A 16,487-nucleotide genomic window follows, 5' to 3' on the forward strand; every position below is an offset into this window, starting at 1 on the left:
AATCGCCCATGGAATTGCGTCACTTGCGCTACTTCATCGCCGTCGCCGAAGAGCTGCACTTCGGCCGTGCGGCCCAGGTGCTGGGCATTTCCCAGCCACCGCTGAGCCAGCAGATCCAGGCCCTGGAGCAGGAGGTGGGCGCCCGGCTGTTCGAGCGTACCAATCGTCGGGTCGAGCTTAGCGAGGCCGGGCGCCTGTTCCTCGAAGAGGCGCGCCTGGTGCTGGCTCAGGTGGACAAGGCGGCAGACGTGGCCCGGCGCGCGCAGTTGGGCGAACTGGGCGAACTGAAGATCGGCTTCACCTCGTCAGCCCCCTTCAACTCGACCATTCCCCAGGCCATCTTTGCCTTTCGCCAGCGCTTTCCCGCGGTGCACCTCAAGCTCAAGGAAATGAGCAGCACCCAGGTGGCCGAAGCCTTGGTGGACCAGACGATCCAGGTGGGCATCATGCGGCCCTTGCCCTTGCCGGACTCCTTGTCGGTGGTGGAGCTGCTGCGCGAGCCGCTGGTGGCGGTGCTCAGCGCCAAGCATCCGCTGGCCAGCGGCAGTGAAGAGGGCTTGCACCTGGCGGCGCTGGCCCAGGAGCCTTTTGTGTTCTTCCCCCGCAGCTATGGCAGCGGCCTGTATGCCCAGTTGCTGAGCCTGTCCCGGGAGGCCGGGTTTACTCCGCATTTCGCCCAGGAGGCGGGTGAAGCCATGACCATCATCGGCCTGGTCGCAGCGGGGCTGGGGGTCTCGGTACTGCCGGCGTCCTACCAGCGCATGCGCATCGACGGCGTGGTCTATCGTCGGCTGCTGGACCCGGAGGCCATGTCGGCGGTGTGGCTGGTACAGCGCCAGGACCAGGCCTCGCCCATGGCCAAGGCCTTTGTCGAGCTACTGACGCGCAAGACCGGGGCCACGTCCTGAGGGGCTGTTGGGGCGCACCGGGGGCTGCAGGATGACCAGGTCGCCGCGCAGGGCGACGCCCGCCATCAGCACCCCGGCGCGGCATTCGTAGGTGTTGAGGTCCTTGCGTACGTGGCGCTTGTAGTAGCTGACGATGTTGGTCACCGCGTTGGCGCCGACCCGCTTGGCTGCGGCTTGCAGGGTGATCAGCGCCGACTGCAAGGCCCACTCGCAGGCGGCGATATCGCTCTTGTTGGAGGCATTGGTCTTCTTGTGGGTAGTCACTTCGGTGAGCCGCACCTGGAGCACCGGTGGCAGCGGGTTGCCGGCCAGGTGGAAGCTCACGCTGCCATCCAGGCGCCCGGCGCGCTCGGCGTCGGCCACGACTTTTTCGAAGGGCATGTACATCAGGTTGGTGGCCTGGCTGGTGGGGCTCAGGACGGCTAGCAGGGCCAGGGCAATCAGCGCTTTCACTTGCATGGTCGGCTCCTTGACGGACGTGAAAGAAGAGCCAGCGTCGCACCGGCCCAGGTCCAGTCGCAGCGCTTGGCTCCCGCAGGCGACGGTGGCCCGGCCTGCTGTTGCGAGTGTAGACGGCGCTGGCCGGGCTCCCGAAAAAATCCCGGAAACAAAAAGGGCGCCCTACCAGGCTGTGTGGGGCGCCCTTTTCATTGTCAGCCGCAGCTCACTGGACCTTAGACAGATCCCCGCGCAGCGCGACACCAGCCATGATGGCGCCAGCATGGCACTCATAGGTGGTGGCGTCCTTGCGCTCACGGCTCTTGTAGAAACTGGCGATGTCGGTCACGGCGTTGGCGCCGACTTTCTTCGCCGCTTCATGCAGGGTGATCAGCGCCGACTGCAAGGCCCACTCGCAGGCCACCTGGTCGGCCTTGCCGAAGGCATTGGTCTTCTTGTTGGTCACGGCGCCCGGGCTCAGCACACTGACCTTGCCGGCCGGCTTGTTGCCCGCCAGGTAGAACTTCACGCTGCCATCGATCTTGCCGGTGCTGATGGCCTCGGCCACCACCTTGTCGAAAGGCAGGAACAGGGTGGTATCGCGGGCCTGGCTGATGCCGGGCAGGGTGCACAGCAGCAGGGTGGCGGTGGCCGCCAGTGTCTTCAAACGCATCGCATTCTCCATGACATTAAAGGGGGTGAAGCAGCCCTGTGACCGGGGTCACAGGGAGAGGCTCATTGCGCGGCCGGGAAGCTCTTGGCCGCGGCGTCGGACAGCTGTTGCGCGGTCCGCTCGTTCTGGTTGTCCCGCAGCTCGCGCAGGATGCCCTTGTCCAGCAGGCGTACCCAGCGGATGTAGTTCTTGTGGATCTTGCCGTCCTTGTAATCCAGGTCGCGGCTGTCGCGGTAGACGATCTTGTAGTAGCTGGCGGAGTACTGGATATCGATCTCGGCGTGGAACTGCTCACGCACGGTGATCTCGGCCTGGATCAGCTCCGGGCTGATGCGCTGCACGGTCCACTTGCGGGCCACCAGGTTCTTCAGGATCGCCTGTTTGACCTGCTCCTGGTCGGCCTGGATGGTGGCCGGGATCACTCGGTTGGGGGTGTACATGCGCTTGCTGGTGCAGGCGGTGACGCTCAGCAGGGCGAGGACGATGAGGGTGGCGCGAAACAGGGAAGACATTCCATTTCTCCAGTGAGGTGAGGCATCAGGACCAGCGGCGGAAGATCAACGAGGTGTTGACGCCGCCAAAGGCAAAGTTGTTGTTCATCACGTATTCGTGGCTCATGGCCCGGAAACCGCCCTGCAGGTAGTCCAGCTCGCCGCAGCGCGGGTCGACCTGATCCAGGTTGCAGGTGTGCACGTACAGGTCGCGGTTGAGCATCTCGATGCTGAACCAGGATTCCAGCGCGCCGCAGGCGCCCAGGGTGTGGCCGAGAAAGCTCTTCTGCGAGCTGATGGGCATGCGATTGCCGAACAGGCTGCTGGTGGCCTGGGTCTCGGCGATATCGCCCTGTTCGGTGGCCGTGCCATGGCCGTTGACGTAGCCGATGGCCGCCGGGAACAGGGCCGCATCCTCCAGCGCCAGCTCCATGGCCCGGCGCATGGTGCTCTGCTCGGGACGGGTGGTGTGCTGGCCGTCGGCGTTGCTGCCGAAGCCGACGATTTCCGCGTGAATGCGCGCGCCGCGGGCCAGGGCATGTTCCAGTTCTTCGAGCACCAGCATGCCGCCGCCCTCACCAATCACCAGACCGTCGCGGTCGGTGTCGTAGGGCCGCGGGCTGGTGTGGGGCGCATCGTTTTTCAGGCTGGTGGCATACAGCGCGTCGAACACCATGGCCTCGGTGGGGCACAGCTCTTCGGCACCGCCGGCAAGCATCAGCGGCAGACGCCCGAACTTGATCGCTTCATAGGCGTAGCCGATGCCCTGGCTGCCGCTGGTGCAGGCGCTGGAGGTGGGAATCAGGCGCCCGGTGAGGCCGAAGAAGATGCTGATATTGGCCGCGGTGGTGTGGGGCATCATGCGCACGTAGGAGTTGGCGTTGAGCCCTTCGGCCACCGAGTTCAGCAGCATGTTGCCGAAGGCCTTGATCTCGTCGGTGCTGCCGGTGGAAGAACCGCAGGCCACGCCCATGCGCCCGTCCTTGATCGACGGGTCGCCCAGCAGCCCGGCGTCGGCCAGGGCCTGCTCGGCGGCGCCCACGGCCAGGCGCGAAACCCGGCCCATGCTGCGCAGTTGCTTGCGGGTCCAGTGGCCGGGCACCTGGAAGTCGTCGATAGGGCCGGCCAGGCGGGTATTGAGTTCGCTGAACCTGTCCCACTCGTCCATGCGCCGGATGCCGCTGCGGTTGGCGGCGAAGCGCTCGGCGATGCTGGCCCAGTCGCTGCCCAGGGAGGTGATGCCGGCCATGCCGGTGACGACCACGCGTTTCATCAGCACAGGCCCCCGTTCACCGCCAGCACCTGGCGGGTGATGTAGGCGGCCTCGGCGGACATCAGGAAGTTCACCGCGCCGGCGACTTCTTCCGGGGTGCCCATGCGCTGGGCGGGGATCATCTTCATCAGCTCGTCCACCGGCACGTTCTCGTCGAGCATGGCGGTGTCGATCAGGCCCGGGGCCACGCAGTTGACAGTGATCTTGCGCTTGCCCAGCTCGATGGCCAGGGCTTTGGCGGCGCCGATCAACCCGGCCTTGGAAGCGCTGTAGTTGACCTGGCCACGGTTGCCGATCAGCCCCGACACCGAGGTGATGCAGACAATGCGCCCGGCGGCGCGGCGGCGGATCATCGGCATCATCACCGGGTGCAGGACGTTGTAGAAACCGTCGAGATTGGTGCGCAGCACCTGATCCCAGTCCTCTTCGCTGAGGGCCGGAAAGGCGCCGTCGCGAGTCAGCCCGGCATTGAGCACCACGCCGTAATAGGCGCCATGAGTCTCAACGTCAGCTTCCAGCGCGGCCTTGCAGGCCGCTCGGTCCGACACGTCGAATTGCAGGATGCGGGCGCTGCGGCCCAGGGCCTCGACTTCGCCCTTGACGGCTTCGGCTTCGCTGCGGCCGCTGCGGCAATGCAGCACCAGGTCATAGCCAGCCTGGGCCAGACGCAGGGCGATGGCACGGCCGATGCCACGGCTGGAGCCGGTGACCAGTACGGAGTCAGTCATGACGGGGTTCCTGTAGAAGAGGCAGGTGTTTCATGCAGATAGTCGGCGGCCTGGGGCGGACGGAACACATTCAGGCGCGCGCTGGCGGCAATGCCGGGGCCGCTGAGGTGGCACTCGAACACGCCCATGCCGTTGTCGTCTTCGAGGGAGCGCAGGGCGTGGATCTCCAGGGTGCTGCCGACGGGGAAATGTTCAACGTTGCACTCGAATTTACGGGTGCCCAGAAGAAAACCCAGCTCCACCGGCAAGCCCTGCTGGCGGGCGCGGCAACCGGCGTAGGCGGCGACGCTCTGGGCCATCAGTTCGATGCCGACCCAGGCCGGCAGGCTGCCATCGGCGCGGTTGAACAGGCCGCCGGGGCGAACTTGGAGGCGAGTGCGGATCTGTTCTTCATCAAAAGCCAGGACCTGATCGATGAGGATCATGTCCCCGGCATGGGGCAGCAACTCGGCGAGCGGCCAGTCAATCATGGGGCGTCTCCGATAATCAGGCTGACGTTGTTGCCGCCGAAGGCGAAGGAGTTGCTCATCAGGCGGCGCGGGGCATGCGGGTCCAGGCGGTCGGCCGGGGTGACCCAGCGCAGTGCCGGCAGGGCCGGGTCGGCCTGGGCGTCCCAGAGGTGCGGCGGCAGTGCCTGGGCGGGGTTCTCGGCGCTCAGGCTGAGCCAGCAGAACGCGGCCTCCAGGGCACCAGCGGCCCCCAGGGTGTGGCCGCTCATGGGCTTGGTCGATGAGCAGGGCACGCCTTCGGGGAACAGCTGGGCCACCGCCAGGCTCTCCATGGCGTCGTTGTGCTGGGTGGCGGTGCCGTGCAGGTTCAGGTAGCCGATCTGTTGTGGCTGCAAGCCGGCACTGTGCAGGGCCAGTTTCATGGCCTGCAAGGCTCCTCGACCGTCGGGGGCCGGGGCGGAAATATGGTAGGCGTCGGAACTGGCACCGCCGCCCAGCAGGGCAATGGGCGAGTCACGGCCCGGTTCCTTGCTCATCAGGAACAGCACCGCCGCTTCACCGATGTTGATGCCGTCGCGGTGGCGGGAAAACGGATTGCAGCGCTGAGCGGAAACCGCCTCCAGGGCGGTGAAGCCGTTCAGGGTGAGCTGGCACAGGCTGTCGACCCCGCCGCACAGCACCGCGTCGCACAGGCCCAGGTCCAGCAGGCGCCGGGCGCTGATCAGGGCACGGGCGCTGGAAGTGCAGGCGGTGGAAATCACATAGGCCGGGCCGCACAGTTGCAGCCAGTCGGCGAGGAAGTTTGCCGGCGCGCTGAGCTCCTGCTGGCGGTAGTCGTAATCCGCCGGGAATTGCCGGTCCTGCAGATAACGGGCAATGCCGCGACTGGCTTCGTCGATGCCCGAGGTGCTGGTGCCCAGGACGATACCGATGCGGCCACGGCCATAGCGTTGGATCGCCTGGCGGATGTCGTCCTCGATCTGCAGCGTGGCCTCCAGCAGCAATTGGTTGTTGCGGCTGTTTTGCGCTTGGAAGCCACTGGGCATGGGGGCCAGTGGACCGCGCACCGCCGCCACCGGCAAGGTGCGCTCGGGCACCCAGTGGCTTTCGTCGCGCATGCCTGAACAGTCGCCGGCAAACAGGCTGCGGGCGACTTCCTGGCGATTGCGGCCCAGGGCGCAAATCACCCCGAGGGCATTGAGGTAGGCCGTCATGGGGTGGCCTCGGTACTCAGTGCAGTGATGTGGTAGTGCGGGCCTTGAGGCAGGTTCAACTCGAAATCCAGAAGTTGTTGATAGTCAATCCGCCAGCGTGGGCCGAGGGTACGTTGGGCGCCTTGCTGACGAGCGCCCGGGTAGTTGGCGGCCAGTTCCGCCTCGGGTGTGAGGGCGAACAGCAGCGCTGCGAACAGCTCCCGGGCCTCCGGGTTGGGGGGCAGCAGGCCATCGGCCTGCCACTGGCCATGCACCAGGCGCTGACGGGCCTGGGGAATGCCCAATGGGTCCATCAGCGACCAGCGCAGGTCCGCGCCTTCAGCCTGGATCACCAGCAGCCAGTCCTGGCGTTGGCCATCCGCCTGGCGCTGCACATGCAACTGCAACGGCAACACCAGGGAAGGCGTGCGCTCGGGCAGCGGAGCCTGACTGACGCAAGCGCTCAGCAACAGGACACAACCGAGCAGCAGAGCGCGGATCATGCGGGCAGACCTTCCTCGGTGACCGGGGGATTCAGGGGCTTGCGGGCCACCACATTGACCAGGGTTTCCTCGCGCTGGCCCACCGGCGGCGGCTGGCGCAGGCCGAAGCGCTCCAACAGGCCGAAGTCTTTGGCGCGGCTCCACCACAGGTAAGGATAAGACACGTTCTGCGGGCCGAACTCAAAGCCCTGCCGACGAATCATCTGCAGATACTCGGCGGCGCTTTTCTGTACATGCATCGGATGGCGGAACAGCCAGCGGATCACCCAGGTATCGATGTAGGCCTCGGTGGATTCGGCGAACAGCAGGTAGCCTCCCGGCTTGAGCACCCGGTAGAACTCGGCCAGGGCCTTTTCCTGCTCCACCAGGTGATGGAAGGTCTGGTGGCAGAACAACAGGTCGACGCTGGCGTCCGCCAGCTCCAGGGTCGCGCAGTCGCTGCCGATCAATTCCACCTGCAGTTGCTGACGCTGTGCTTCCTCGGCGCTGAGCTTGAGGCTGTGGGGGTCGGCGTCGAGGCCGATCAGGCGCTGCGGAGCGAACACCTGGCGCAGGTACTGGAACGACTTGCCCTGGCCGCAGCCAGCATCCAGCAGCACCGGATGGGCGGGCGGCTCGCCGTCGAACAGCGAGCGCAGGTCGTTGATCGCCACCCGCAGCACATGGTGCTGCCAGGTGTGGCTGCGCAGGAACCAGAAGCCGAAGCGGGTTTCCTCGACGTAGCTGGCGCTCAGGTACTGGCTGGATGGTTCGCTCATGCCACGTCCCTCGCACAGACCTGCGACAGGGCCTTGAGCCGGCGCTTGGGCTCGCTGACGAAGGGGTTGCGCTCATCCCAGGCGTAGCCGGCGAGGATCGAGCTGATCATGCGGCGGATTTCCGGCGAGCTGCCCGGGTGATAGATCACGTCCTGGAAAGTGCCGGCGTACCAGCCTTCGACGTAGCAGCGGAAGGTGTCGACGCCACGCTTGAGCGGTTCGGCGAACTCGCTCTGCCAATCGACGCTCTGGCCTTGCAACTGACGGTGCAGCACCGCGGCGGCCATGCTCGATGAACGCATGGCGATGGTCACGCCGGAGGAGAACACCGGGTCGAGGAATTCCGCGGCATTGCCCAGCAGGGCGAAGCCCGGGCCGTGCAGGGTGGTGACGTTGGCCGAGTAGCCGCCGATGGTCCGCGCCGGGGTGTCCCACTCGGCGTTTTCCAGGACCTTGGCCAGGCTCGGGGTTTGGTTGATGAAGCCGCGCAAGCAGGCGTCCAGGTCGCCATCGCGCCCGGCGAAGTGTTCGTCGGCGGCCACCACCCCCACCGAGCAGCGGCCGTTGCTGAAGGGGATGCTCCAGAACCAGATGTCGCGGTGTTCCGGGTGGGTGGTGATAAGGATCTTGTTGCGGTCGAAGTGCTCGCAGTCGATGCGATCCTCGACATGGGTGAACACCGCCCGGCGCACCGGGAAGTTCGACGGTGCTTCCAGTTCCAGCAGGCGTGGCAGGACCCGGCCGTAGCCGCTGGCGTCGAGGATGAAGTCGGCTTCGATGCGGTACTGGCTGCCGTCCTCGCGGCGGCAGTCGAGCTGCGGCAACGGCCGCGCCACGTCCACCGCGATGATCTCCTCGCCGTAGCGGATCTCGACCCCTTGCAGGGCGGCCTGGTCGGCCAGCAGCTTGTCGAAGTCGGCGCGCTGCACCTGGAAGGTGGTGGGCTTGCCGTTACTGAAGGTGTCACCAAAATCGAAGGCGCTGTAGTGCTCGCCCCAGGCGAAGGCTGCGCCGTTCTTGAGCTGGAAACCGGCGGCTTGCACTGCCTCCAGCATGCCGGCTTCCTCGACGAAATCCAGGCAGTGGGACAGCAGGCTTTCACCGATGGAGAAACGCGGGAAATGTTGCCGCTCGACGATCAGCACGTCGTGGCCCTGGCGCTTGAGCAGCGCGGCCGCGATGGCCCCCGAGGGGCCGGCACCAATCACCACGACCTGGCGACGTTGCATTTCAACTGTTGGCACTGGGGCTCCTTGCCGGTTCGGCGATGTTCAGGTTCAGGGGGGCCGCGTTTACCGCGGCCGCAGGCGTTCGGTGCATCCCGGCCAGGGCCGGCAGCAGGGTGGCGATCAGGCCCATGAGCATCAGCGCGAAGTACAGCGCCGGGCTGATCAACTGTTGTTGCAGCAGCAGGTTGAGAAAGACGATCTCGCTCAAGCCGCGAATGTTCAGCAGCAGGCTTTCCCGCCAGCGGCTGGCGCCCTCGAAAGAGGCGCCGGCCCAGCTCAGGCCCAGCCAGTTGCCCAGCAGCTTGCTGGCAATCGGCAGCAACAGCAGCGCCGCCAGTTGCACCCAGCCGAGGCTGTCCATGGCGCTGTGCACGTTGATCTGCACGATGCCGAACGTGAGGATCAGCGGAATGGCAACCAAGGTCTGCAAGCGGTTCATCCAGGCAGCCTTTAACGGCAGCACCAGCGGCAGCTTGAGGGCGGCCATGCACAACAGGTAGCCGATGCCAAAGATCAGCGCATTGAGCTTGTAGTGCTCGGCCAGCACCAGCAGGCCGAAGAACCCCAGGCTGTGCAGCAGGGGCTGGCGCAGGCCGAGGACCCGCAGCACCAGGGGCAGGCAGGCGCCCGCCAGGGGCAGCAGCAGGCTGCTCACCTGCAGGCTGCCCTGGGCCAGGGCGAACAGGGTCCAGCAGGTCAGGTCGATGAGGATCGCGGTCTGCACCAGGCGCCGGGTAGCGGCGGGCGGGTACTGGATGTGTCGCAGGTACAGGTAAAGCACCGGGATTGCGGTAATGGCGAACAGCAGGCCCACCGCCAGGGAGCTGATCCAGGGTTGTGCCGGCAGCAGCCAGAAGGCCGTGGCCAGGCCACAGGCAAAGGGAATGCAGAAGCTCGGCACGGCGATCTTCAGGCTCTGACGGTCCAGGCGCAGGTCGATCACATCACTGAGGATGTGCCCCAGCAGCAGGGCGAAGCTCAGGCCGTAGAGGAACTTGAGCCATTGCGGCGATACCAGCTGCGCGCCGCCCAGCTGCCAGTGCGGCTCGATCCACAGCAGCATCAGTAACGGCAGGCCGAAGGTCGCCAGCAGCAGTTGGCTGACAATCGGAATCAGGCCCAGGTGGCGCCCGATGTAGGTGGCCAGGGCGAACAGGGCCAGGGCCAGCAGCCAGAACAGCAGGATCAGCATGGCGGGTTCTCTGCGGCTGGCGTCGGATGCGGCGTGTGGCCGGCCCAGGGCGCGAGGATAAAGCTGAAGGCCAGCCCCAGGCTCACCGCCAGACCGAAGTTGCTCACCGCCGGGGTGCTGGACACCGCCAGCAGACCGAACGACAGCCAGGTGGTCAGGGCCGCCAGCAAGGTGCCCAGCAGGCTCACGGCGGCGCCACCGATCTGCTCGCGCATGAGGATCGCGTAGTCGACGCTGATGGCCGTCACCAGCAGCAGGCCGAACAGGCTGAACAGGGTCAGCGGCTGGCCCAGCCAGCCGAGGCTGGCCAGGCTGCACAAGGCTGCCAGCAGCGGCAGGGCCACCAGGCGCAAGGCGCCACCGAAACCGAAGGGCAGGATCAGCAGCAGCACGATCAGCACGCAGGACGCCAGCTTGAGTTCGGCGGCGCTGACCTGGGTTGCGGCGAACACGCGGTTCAGCTCGCCCAGGCGATCCACCAGTTGCACCCCTGGCAGGTCATCGGCCTGGACCCGCAGCAGGGCAGCGTCGTTCAGGCCTTGCAGGCTGACCATGGCCGCTACGCCGCTGGCGTTGCTGCCTAGCCACAGCGGGCGATAAGGCTCGGCCAGGGGGCCGATGAGCGCGGTATCAATGTCGGCCACGGGCAGGTCCTGCAGTTGTTTCAACTCCGCTTGCAGGGCCGGCAGGGGCACCCCCAGCGCCAGCAGCGGCTGCCAGACGCCCGGCAGTTGCTTGAGGGCCTCGCGCACTTGTTGCTGCTCGGCGGGTTGGCTCACCAGTTGGTCCAGGGACAGGTAGCCCTTGAGCTTGCCCAGGCTCACCAGTTGTTGCAGGCGCAGGTCCAGGGCGCGCAGGCGTTCCAGCAATTGCTGCTGATCGGTCGCGCGCACCAGGAAGAACTGGCTGGTGGGTTGATAGCCGGTGATCCGGGCAATGGCCTGGGCCTCTTGCATCAGTTGCGGCGGTGCGCCGACCCATTGGCGAATGTCGTTCTTGCTCTCGAGCTGCCACAAACCAGCGGCGCAGAACAGCGCCAACAGGGCCAGCAACGCCGGGCTCGGCACACGCTTGAGCAGTGCGGCACGCACCCCGAGCAAGGCTTCGGCGACCCGCAGCGGCCATTGCGCCGGACGCAGTTCGACGCCCTTGAGCAGGGCCGGCAGCAGGCACACCGCCGACAGGTAGGCCCCCAGCAGGCCGGCGGCGGAGAACACGGCGATCTGGGTCAGCGCCGGGAATGGGGTCCAGGCCAGGGCCAGGTAGCCGATGCAACTGGTGATCAGGCTCAGGCTCAGCCCGGGCAGGGTCAGGCGCAGGGCCGGCCAGCTGCGCCAGGGTTTCAGGCTCCAGCTCTTGGACAGGTAATGCAGGGGGTAGTCGACGGCCACGCCAATCAGGCTTGAGCCCAGCACCAGGGTCATGACGTGCATGCGCCCGAACAGCGCGACGCAGGCCACGGCGCCGAACAGCATGCCCACCAGCACCGGGACAAAGGCCAGCAAGGCGCGCCAGCGGCGGAAGGCCAGGAGCAGCAGCAAGAGGATGCCCAGGGTGGCGCCTCCGCCAACCCAGGTGATTTCCCGGCTGGCCTGCTGCTGGCCGTTGGCGGCGTACAGCAAGCCGCTGGCGGCCAGCAGTTGTACATCGCTGTGGCCGGCCTGTTCGCGGCTGTGGTCCAGCAGTTCGGCCACCTGCAAGGGCAATTGCATGTCGAAGGCATTGCCGTTGGTGCGGGCCCGCAGGAGTACCCATTGTTTGCCATCGGCGTCGGCCACCAGGGCGCCGCTGCCGATGTCCAATTGCACCGCGCCGTGTTGCGGCTGGCTGTTCTGAATACGTCCGGTCAGGCCCAGCCAGTCATCCTGGCTCGGCACCAGGGAGAAGCCGGCAAAGGGGTCGAAGAGGCTTTGCACGCGCTGCTCGATGAACGCCTGGGGCTGGTTGATCAACTGCTCGCGGTCAGGGGCCGAGAGCATGGCCAGGCGGCCTTGCAGCAGTTGCTTGCGCAAGGCCGGCAGGTCGGCCTGCAGGTTCCACTGGACCTTCTCGAACAGCCCGCTGGCCTGCCATTGCTCGGCCAGTTGCCGGGCCATGGCCACGGCTTTTTCGCGCTCGGCATGCCCTACCAGCACCAGGATTTCCCGGTTCAGCGGTTCCTGCATGCGCTGTTCGGCCAGCAGCTCCAGGGCGTCCGGGGCGGTGCCGGGCACCAGTTCCATCAGGTTGGCGGACAGGGGCGCACCGTGGCGCCATTGCCAGGCGCCCAAGGCCAGCACCAGGGCCAGCAGGATCAGGAAGGATCGCGGCAGCCAGCGTTCACTCGGCAAAGTCATGTTGCTCCGCTTCACTCAAGGGTTGGGCACTGCTGCTGTCCTGCATGATCAGCAAGGTACGGTCGCCCTGGGCTTCCAGCAGTTCGATGCGTTGCACCAGCTCGCCGCCGTCGATGTTGATCTGGTTGAAGATCTGTTTCAGCAGCAGGGAGCGGGGGATCAGTTGCAACTGCCAGTTCTGCGCGCTGCCTTGCAGCTTGAGTTCGAAGTCACGCTGCAGGCCACTGCTGTCGCCTTGCAGCACGGCGAGGAACAGGCGGTTCTGTTCGGCACCGGCACTCTTGCCCGGAAGCATCTGCCAGCCGCCGGCATCGCGCCGGGCAATGCCGGCGGTGGTGATGCGGTAGTCCTGCTGCAACGGGGTCTGCAGCAGCCACAGCAGGCCATGGTTTTTCGCCAGGACGAAGTGGCCCTTGCTGGTCAAAGGCTGGGGCAGGGCGCGCAGGTGTTTTTCCTGGATGAAGCGACCGTGGATCACCTCCGGCCGCGACAGCTGGTCGCTCAGTTGTTGCAGATCGAAGGCCTGGGCCAACCCCGGTATCACCAGCAATACCAGTAGCGCAGGAGCGAGCTTGCTCGCGAACCGCCGCACCAGGGTGCCTGGCATCATGCAATTGGCCGACAGACCCACGATCTTCGCGAGCAAGCTCGCTCCTACCCTCATGGCAGGGCCCTGGCAACGGCGTCGGTGAAGACTTTGGGCGAGGCCAGTTGCATCTCCCGGCTGGCGATCTCCACGGCCACCTGCACCGAGCTGGCGCGGGTCAGGCGCTCGCCACTGGCCAGGTCGGTGATCAGGTAGTTGATCTTCAGGCGGTTCTCCCACTCCACCAGGCTGGCGCGCACGTTCAGGGTCTGGCCGAACACCGCGCCGCGCACGTAGCGCAGTTGCAGGTCGATCACCGGCCAGGCGTAGCCGGATTCGAGCATCTGGTTGTAGTTGTGGCCGAGCTTGTCCAGCAGGGCGCAGCGGGCGACTTCCAGGTACTTGACGTAGTGCCCGTGCCAGACGACATGCATGGTGTCGACGTCGAAGAACGGCACCTGGACCTGGGTGTCGGCGTGGATCACTCCCTTACTGCGCATGCAGCCTCCAGTGTTGTTCGGCGATACGTTGCAGGCACAGGCGCAGCTCGCGCTCCAGGGCGCGGTCCTCGATCACCGGTGGGAAGTCTGCGGCCAGTTGCTGGTGCATGGCATCCAGGGCCGGCGGCAACGGCCGGGCATCGGCTTCCTGGCGGCGCAGCCAGACGCCCTGGTTGGCTGCGAGCAAGGTGGCGGCGGCCACTTGCTCGGTGAGCTCCAGCACGCGGATCGCGTCGCGGGCGGCGATGGTGCCCATGCTCACCTTGTCCTGGTTGTGGCACTCGGTGGAACGGGAGAACACGCTGGCTGGCAGGGTGTTTTTCAGGGCTTCGGCAGTCCAGGCGCTGGCGCCGATCTGCACCGCCTTGAACCCGTGATTGAGCATGGCGCGTTCGGCGCTGGCGCCGGACAGGTTGCTCGGCAGGCCGTGGTTGTAGCGCACGTCCACCAGCAGCGCCAACTGCCGGTCCAGCAGGTCGGCGACGTTGGCCACCAGGTTCTTCAGGCTGTCCATGGCGAAGGCGATATGCCCGCCATAAAAGTGCCCACCGTGCAGCACGCGTTCGGCCTCGGCGTCGATGATCGGGTTGTCGTTGGCGCTGTTGAGTTCCGTTTCGATAAAGCCCCGCAGCCAGTTCAGGCTGTCGGCCAGCACGCCGAGCACATGGGGCGCGCAGCGCAGCGAGTAACGGTCCTGCAGGCGGTGCAGGGGCGCGGTCGGCGCATCGATGGCCAGGTCCTGGCGCAGCCACGCGGCCACTTGCATCTGCCCCGGGTGCGGCTTGGCGGCGAACAGGCGTTCGTCGAAGTGCTCCGGGTTGCCTTGCAGGGCCACCACGTTGAGGGCGGTGATGCGGGTGGCCAGGTGCAGCAGGTAATCGGCCCGGGCAAAGGCCAGGCAGGCCAGCCCGGTCATCACTGCGGTGCCGTTCATCAGCGCCAGGGCTTCCTTGGGCCGCAGCACCAGGGGCTCCCAGCCCAGCTCGCGGTGCACGTCGGCAGACTCACGACGCTCGCCGCGGAACAGCACCTCGCGTTCGCCGGACAGGGTGGCCGCCACGTAGGACAGCGGCGTCAGGTCGCCGCTGGCGCCCACCGAGCCCTCTTCCGGGATCAGCGGCAGGATGTCCTGGTCGAGGAAGGCCTGCAGGCGCTCCAGCAGTTCCACCCGGACCCCGGAAACCCCATGGCACAGCGACTGCAGGCGTGCGGCCAATACAGCGCGGGTGGCCTGGGCGTCCAGCAGCTTGCCCAGGCCGCAGCCGTGGAAGGTGTACAGATGACGCGGCAGGGCTTCGACGTGCTGCAGCGGCACCGCCACCACGCACGAGTCGCCGTAGCCGGTGGTCACGCCGTAGATCACCCCTTCCTTGTCCAGCAGGGAGTCGAGGAACTGCGCACCCTTGGCAATCCGCTGGCGCCAGGCGGCGTCGTCTTGCAGGCGGGTCGGTACCTGGCGGTTGGCCAGGGCCAGCACGTCTTCGATGCGCAGGGGGTGTTCGCCGAAGGTTACCGGCTCATGGGTCGAGGTCGTCATCGGTCTTCCAGAATGGGTAAAAGTTGAACCATTGTTGCGGTGCCTGCAGGCAGTACTGGCCCAGGCGCTCGGCGTAGCGGGCGGTCCACTGGGCGATCACCTGCTGGCGGTCATTGCGCTTCCACTGCACGGCCTCGGCGAAGGGCTCGAGGATCACCTGGTAGCGGCCCTGCTGTTTCAGGCACAGCAGCAGGTTGACCGGGCACTTGAGCAGCCCGGCCAGCAGCCAGGGGCCCTGGGGAAAAGCGGCCTGATGGCCGAGGAAATCCACCCGCACGTTGCGCCCGCCGTGCAGCGGTACGCGGTCGCCGGCAATCGCCAGCCACTCGCCGCGATCCAGGCGCTGGCTCAGTTGCAGCATGATCGCCGGGTCCAGCTCGCTGACCTGGATCAGCCGAAGGTTGCTGGCCCCGGCCTCGCCCAGCAGGCGGTTGAAGCGTTCGGCGTGCTTGGTGTGCACCAGCACGTTCATGGTCACTTGCTCGCCCAGCTCGGCCAGGGCCCGGCAGACTTCCAGGTTGCCCAGGTGCGCGCCCACCAGCAGTTGTCCGCGTTCCCCGCGCAGCTGATGGCGCAGCTGCGCCGGGTCGACGATTTCGATCTGTTCGATGCGCAACTTGCCGTTCCACACATCGAGCTTGTCCAGCAGGGCATCGGCAAAGGCCATGAACTGGCCGAACACCCGCCAGTGGCTGGGGCGCAATTCGTCGCGCCCGCTCCATTGGGCCAGGCGCTGCTGGTACTGCCAGATGCTGCGGCGGGCGCGGCGGCCGAACAGGAAGAAGTAGAAGACTATGGCGTACAGCACCGGGCTCAGCACCCGGCGCCCCAGCACTCGTACACCGAAGGCGGTGAGCTTCATCAGCCAGAAGCTGCCGCGCTCCTGATGGCCGGCCCAGTGTTCGCTGCCGGGCTCCTTGGGTTGCTCCAGGCTCATGAACGCCACCGGCGCCAGAGAATCAGCGGCAGGCGCAGCAACATGCCGAAGAACAGCTTGGCGTGCATCTTGGAAATCAGCGCGTTGTCGTGGAACAGGCGAAAGTGCGACAGGCCGTCCCGGGGGTAGTGCACCCGGGTCGGCAGCCAGTGCATGGGCTGGTTGCGCCAGGACAGGCGCACCAGGATCTCCGGGTCGAAGTCCATGCGCCGCCCCAGTTGCACCGAGTCCAGCAGGGCCAACGTGGCGGGCAGGGGATATACCCTGAAGCCACACATGGAGTCCGGGATCTGCAGCGACAGGCTGTTGATCCAGACCCAGACGTGAGTCAGGTAGCGGGCGTACAGGCGCCCCTTGGGCACGCTGGCGTCGTACTGCGGATAACCGCAGATCAGCGCCTCGGGATGGGCCTGTGAGCGTTGGATGAAGTGATCCACATCCGCCAGGTCGTGCTGGCCGTCGGCATCGACCTGCAAGGCGTGGCTGAAGCCCAACTGAGCGGCTTCGCGCAGGCCGGCCATGACCGCGCCGCCCTTGCCCTGGTTGATGGCCAGGCGAATCAGGAATACCTGCTCGCGCCCGGCCAGTTGTTCCAGCACCGCCGCACAGGCCGGGCTGCTGGCGTCGTCCACCAATACGCAGGGCAGGCCCCGGGCCAGGAGCGCGTCGACCACGGCGGGCACGGCAGTTTCATGGTTGTAGACCGGAATGACGGCGCAGGGCTTGTGGGTCGGCGCTGAACCCTTGGCTGGCAAG

General features: G+C 66.5%; 18 protein-coding genes. 1 reads left to right on the forward strand and 17 read right to left on the reverse strand.

Going from position 1 to position 16,487, the window contains the following annotated elements; genetic code table 11:
• Positions 1 to 8: 8 nt before the first annotated feature.
• Entirely contained in the window at positions 9 to 908 is a 900-nt protein-coding gene (locus ACMGF8_RS07290; RefSeq protein WP_102863059.1) for a LysR family transcriptional regulator, read from the forward strand.
• On the opposite strand, the gene ACMGF8_RS07295 is transcribed toward ACMGF8_RS07290, so the two are convergent.
• The 17 genes from ACMGF8_RS07295 to ACMGF8_RS07375 all read right to left on the reverse strand — a co-directional run bounded on the left by ACMGF8_RS07295 (position 876) and on the right by ACMGF8_RS07375 (position 16,486).
• The gene (locus ACMGF8_RS07295; protein ID WP_102862810.1) at positions 876 to 1,367 is read right to left on the reverse strand and encodes an excinuclease; all 492 of its coding nucleotides are present in this window, start codon (positions 1,365 to 1,367) and stop codon (positions 876 to 878) included. The two genes, ACMGF8_RS07290 and ACMGF8_RS07295, sit on opposite strands and share 33 nt — an antisense overlap.
• A 205-nt stretch (positions 1,368 to 1,572) precedes the next feature.
• Complete coding sequence (locus ACMGF8_RS07300) at positions 1,573 to 2,019, reverse strand: excinuclease (RefSeq protein ID WP_102862811.1); 447 nt, start codon at positions 2,017 to 2,019, stop codon at positions 1,573 to 1,575.
• A gap of 62 nt (positions 2,020 to 2,081) precedes the next feature.
• On the reverse strand, positions 2,082 to 2,531 hold the full coding sequence (locus ACMGF8_RS07305; protein WP_102882076.1) for a hypothetical protein: 450 nt from the start codon (positions 2,529 to 2,531) through the stop codon (positions 2,082 to 2,084).
• Between the two features lie 25 nt (positions 2,532 to 2,556).
• Complete coding sequence (locus ACMGF8_RS07310; protein ID WP_102862813.1) at positions 2,557 to 3,783, reverse strand: beta-ketoacyl-ACP synthase; 1,227 nt, start codon at positions 3,781 to 3,783, stop codon at positions 2,557 to 2,559.
• Positions 3,783 to 4,511, reverse strand: coding sequence for a 3-oxoacyl-ACP reductase FabG (fabG, locus tag ACMGF8_RS07315; RefSeq protein WP_102862814.1), 729 nt, complete (start codon positions 4,509 to 4,511; stop codon positions 3,783 to 3,785). Before fabG ends, ACMGF8_RS07310 begins: the two co-directional genes overlap by 1 nt.
• Entirely contained in the window at positions 4,508 to 4,981 is a 474-nt protein-coding gene (locus tag ACMGF8_RS07320) for a hotdog family protein (RefSeq protein WP_102862815.1), read from the reverse strand. The genes fabG and ACMGF8_RS07320 overlap by 4 nt, the downstream gene beginning before the upstream one ends.
• On the reverse strand, positions 4,978 to 6,174 hold the full coding sequence (locus ACMGF8_RS07325; RefSeq protein ID WP_102862816.1) for a beta-ketoacyl-[acyl-carrier-protein] synthase family protein: 1,197 nt from the start codon (positions 6,172 to 6,174) through the stop codon (positions 4,978 to 4,980). Before ACMGF8_RS07325 ends, ACMGF8_RS07320 begins: the two co-directional genes overlap by 4 nt.
• The gene (locus ACMGF8_RS07330) at positions 6,171 to 6,656 is read right to left on the reverse strand and encodes a DUF3261 domain-containing protein (protein ID WP_102862817.1); all 486 of its coding nucleotides are present in this window, start codon (positions 6,654 to 6,656) and stop codon (positions 6,171 to 6,173) included. The genes ACMGF8_RS07325 and ACMGF8_RS07330 overlap by 4 nt, the downstream gene beginning before the upstream one ends.
• Positions 6,653 to 7,414: a class I SAM-dependent methyltransferase gene (locus ACMGF8_RS07335; protein ID WP_207166960.1), complete on the reverse strand. Its 762-nt coding sequence runs from the start codon at positions 7,412 to 7,414 to the stop codon at positions 6,653 to 6,655. Before ACMGF8_RS07335 ends, ACMGF8_RS07330 begins: the two co-directional genes overlap by 4 nt.
• Positions 7,411 to 8,658 carry an NAD(P)/FAD-dependent oxidoreductase gene (locus tag ACMGF8_RS07340; RefSeq protein WP_207166961.1) on the reverse strand — a complete coding sequence of 416 codons (1,248 nt, stop codon included), beginning with the start codon at positions 8,656 to 8,658 and terminating at the stop codon, positions 7,411 to 7,413. Before ACMGF8_RS07340 ends, ACMGF8_RS07335 begins: the two co-directional genes overlap by 4 nt.
• Complete coding sequence (locus ACMGF8_RS07345; RefSeq protein WP_102862820.1) at positions 8,645 to 9,835, reverse strand: sodium:proton antiporter; 1,191 nt, start codon at positions 9,833 to 9,835, stop codon at positions 8,645 to 8,647. The genes ACMGF8_RS07340 and ACMGF8_RS07345 overlap by 14 nt, the downstream gene beginning before the upstream one ends.
• Positions 9,829 to 12,171, reverse strand: coding sequence for an MMPL family transporter (locus ACMGF8_RS07350; protein ID WP_416759146.1), 2,343 nt, complete (start codon positions 12,169 to 12,171; stop codon positions 9,829 to 9,831). The genes ACMGF8_RS07345 and ACMGF8_RS07350 overlap by 7 nt, the downstream gene beginning before the upstream one ends.
• Entirely contained in the window at positions 12,155 to 12,835 is a 681-nt protein-coding gene (locus ACMGF8_RS07355) for an outer membrane lipoprotein carrier protein LolA (protein WP_416759148.1), read from the reverse strand. Before ACMGF8_RS07355 ends, ACMGF8_RS07350 begins: the two co-directional genes overlap by 17 nt.
• A complete protein-coding gene (locus tag ACMGF8_RS07360) occupies positions 12,832 to 13,257 on the reverse strand; it encodes an acyl-CoA thioesterase (protein ID WP_102862823.1) in 426 nt (141 codons plus the stop codon). Before ACMGF8_RS07360 ends, ACMGF8_RS07355 begins: the two co-directional genes overlap by 4 nt.
• Positions 13,247 to 14,794: an HAL/PAL/TAL family ammonia-lyase gene (locus tag ACMGF8_RS07365; RefSeq protein ID WP_102862824.1), complete on the reverse strand. Its 1,548-nt coding sequence runs from the start codon at positions 14,792 to 14,794 to the stop codon at positions 13,247 to 13,249. Before ACMGF8_RS07365 ends, ACMGF8_RS07360 begins: the two co-directional genes overlap by 11 nt.
• Positions 14,775 to 15,731, reverse strand: coding sequence for a glycosyl transferase (locus tag ACMGF8_RS07370; RefSeq protein ID WP_102882067.1), 957 nt, complete (start codon positions 15,729 to 15,731; stop codon positions 14,775 to 14,777). The genes ACMGF8_RS07365 and ACMGF8_RS07370 overlap by 20 nt, the downstream gene beginning before the upstream one ends.
• Positions 15,728 to 16,486: a glycosyltransferase family 2 protein gene (locus ACMGF8_RS07375; protein ID WP_416760277.1), complete on the reverse strand. Its 759-nt coding sequence runs from the start codon at positions 16,484 to 16,486 to the stop codon at positions 15,728 to 15,730. Before ACMGF8_RS07375 ends, ACMGF8_RS07370 begins: the two co-directional genes overlap by 4 nt.
• Position 16,487: the final 1 nt, after the last annotated feature.

Source organism: Pseudomonas sp. BNK-7, assembly GCF_048072025.1.
Classification (GTDB): domain Bacteria; phylum Pseudomonadota; class Gammaproteobacteria; order Pseudomonadales; family Pseudomonadaceae; genus Aquipseudomonas; species Aquipseudomonas danubii.

Coding starts and splice junctions, on each gene's coding strand:
- ACMGF8_RS07345 (WP_102862820.1), bottom strand. CDS start 9,835: ATGCTGATCCTGCTGTTCTGGCTGCTGGCCCTGGCCCTGTTCGCCCTG.
- ACMGF8_RS07330 (WP_102862817.1), bottom strand. CDS start 6,656: ATGATCCGCGCTCTGCTGCTCGGTTGTGTCCTGTTGCTGAGCGCTTGC.
- fabG (WP_102862814.1), bottom strand. CDS start 4,511: ATGACTGACTCCGTACTGGTCACCGGCTCCAGCCGTGGCATCGGCCGT.
- ACMGF8_RS07335 (WP_207166960.1), bottom strand. CDS start 7,414: ATGAGCGAACCATCCAGCCAGTACCTGAGCGCCAGCTACGTCGAGGAA.
- ACMGF8_RS07360 (WP_102862823.1), bottom strand. CDS start 13,257: ATGCGCAGTAAGGGAGTGATCCACGCCGACACCCAGGTCCAGGTGCCG.
- ACMGF8_RS07305 (WP_102882076.1), bottom strand. CDS start 2,531: ATGTCTTCCCTGTTTCGCGCCACCCTCATCGTCCTCGCCCTGCTGAGC.
- ACMGF8_RS07290 (WP_102863059.1), top strand. CDS start 9: ATGGAATTGCGTCACTTGCGCTACTTCATCGCCGTCGCCGAAGAGCTG.
- ACMGF8_RS07350 (WP_416759146.1), bottom strand. CDS start 12,171: ATGACTTTGCCGAGTGAACGCTGGCTGCCGCGATCCTTCCTGATCCTG.
- ACMGF8_RS07355 (WP_416759148.1), bottom strand. CDS start 12,835: ATGAGGGTAGGAGCGAGCTTGCTCGCGAAGATCGTGGGTCTGTCGGCC.
- ACMGF8_RS07365 (WP_102862824.1), bottom strand. CDS start 14,794: ATGACGACCTCGACCCATGAGCCGGTAACCTTCGGCGAACACCCCCTG.
- ACMGF8_RS07310 (WP_102862813.1), bottom strand. CDS start 3,783: ATGAAACGCGTGGTCGTCACCGGCATGGCCGGCATCACCTCCCTGGGC.
- ACMGF8_RS07325 (WP_102862816.1), bottom strand. CDS start 6,174: ATGACGGCCTACCTCAATGCCCTCGGGGTGATTTGCGCCCTGGGCCGC.
- ACMGF8_RS07295 (WP_102862810.1), bottom strand. CDS start 1,367: ATGCAAGTGAAAGCGCTGATTGCCCTGGCCCTGCTAGCCGTCCTGAGC.
- ACMGF8_RS07300 (WP_102862811.1), bottom strand. CDS start 2,019: ATGCGTTTGAAGACACTGGCGGCCACCGCCACCCTGCTGCTGTGCACC.
- ACMGF8_RS07320 (WP_102862815.1), bottom strand. CDS start 4,981: ATGATTGACTGGCCGCTCGCCGAGTTGCTGCCCCATGCCGGGGACATG.
- ACMGF8_RS07370 (WP_102882067.1), bottom strand. CDS start 15,731: ATGAGCCTGGAGCAACCCAAGGAGCCCGGCAGCGAACACTGGGCCGGC.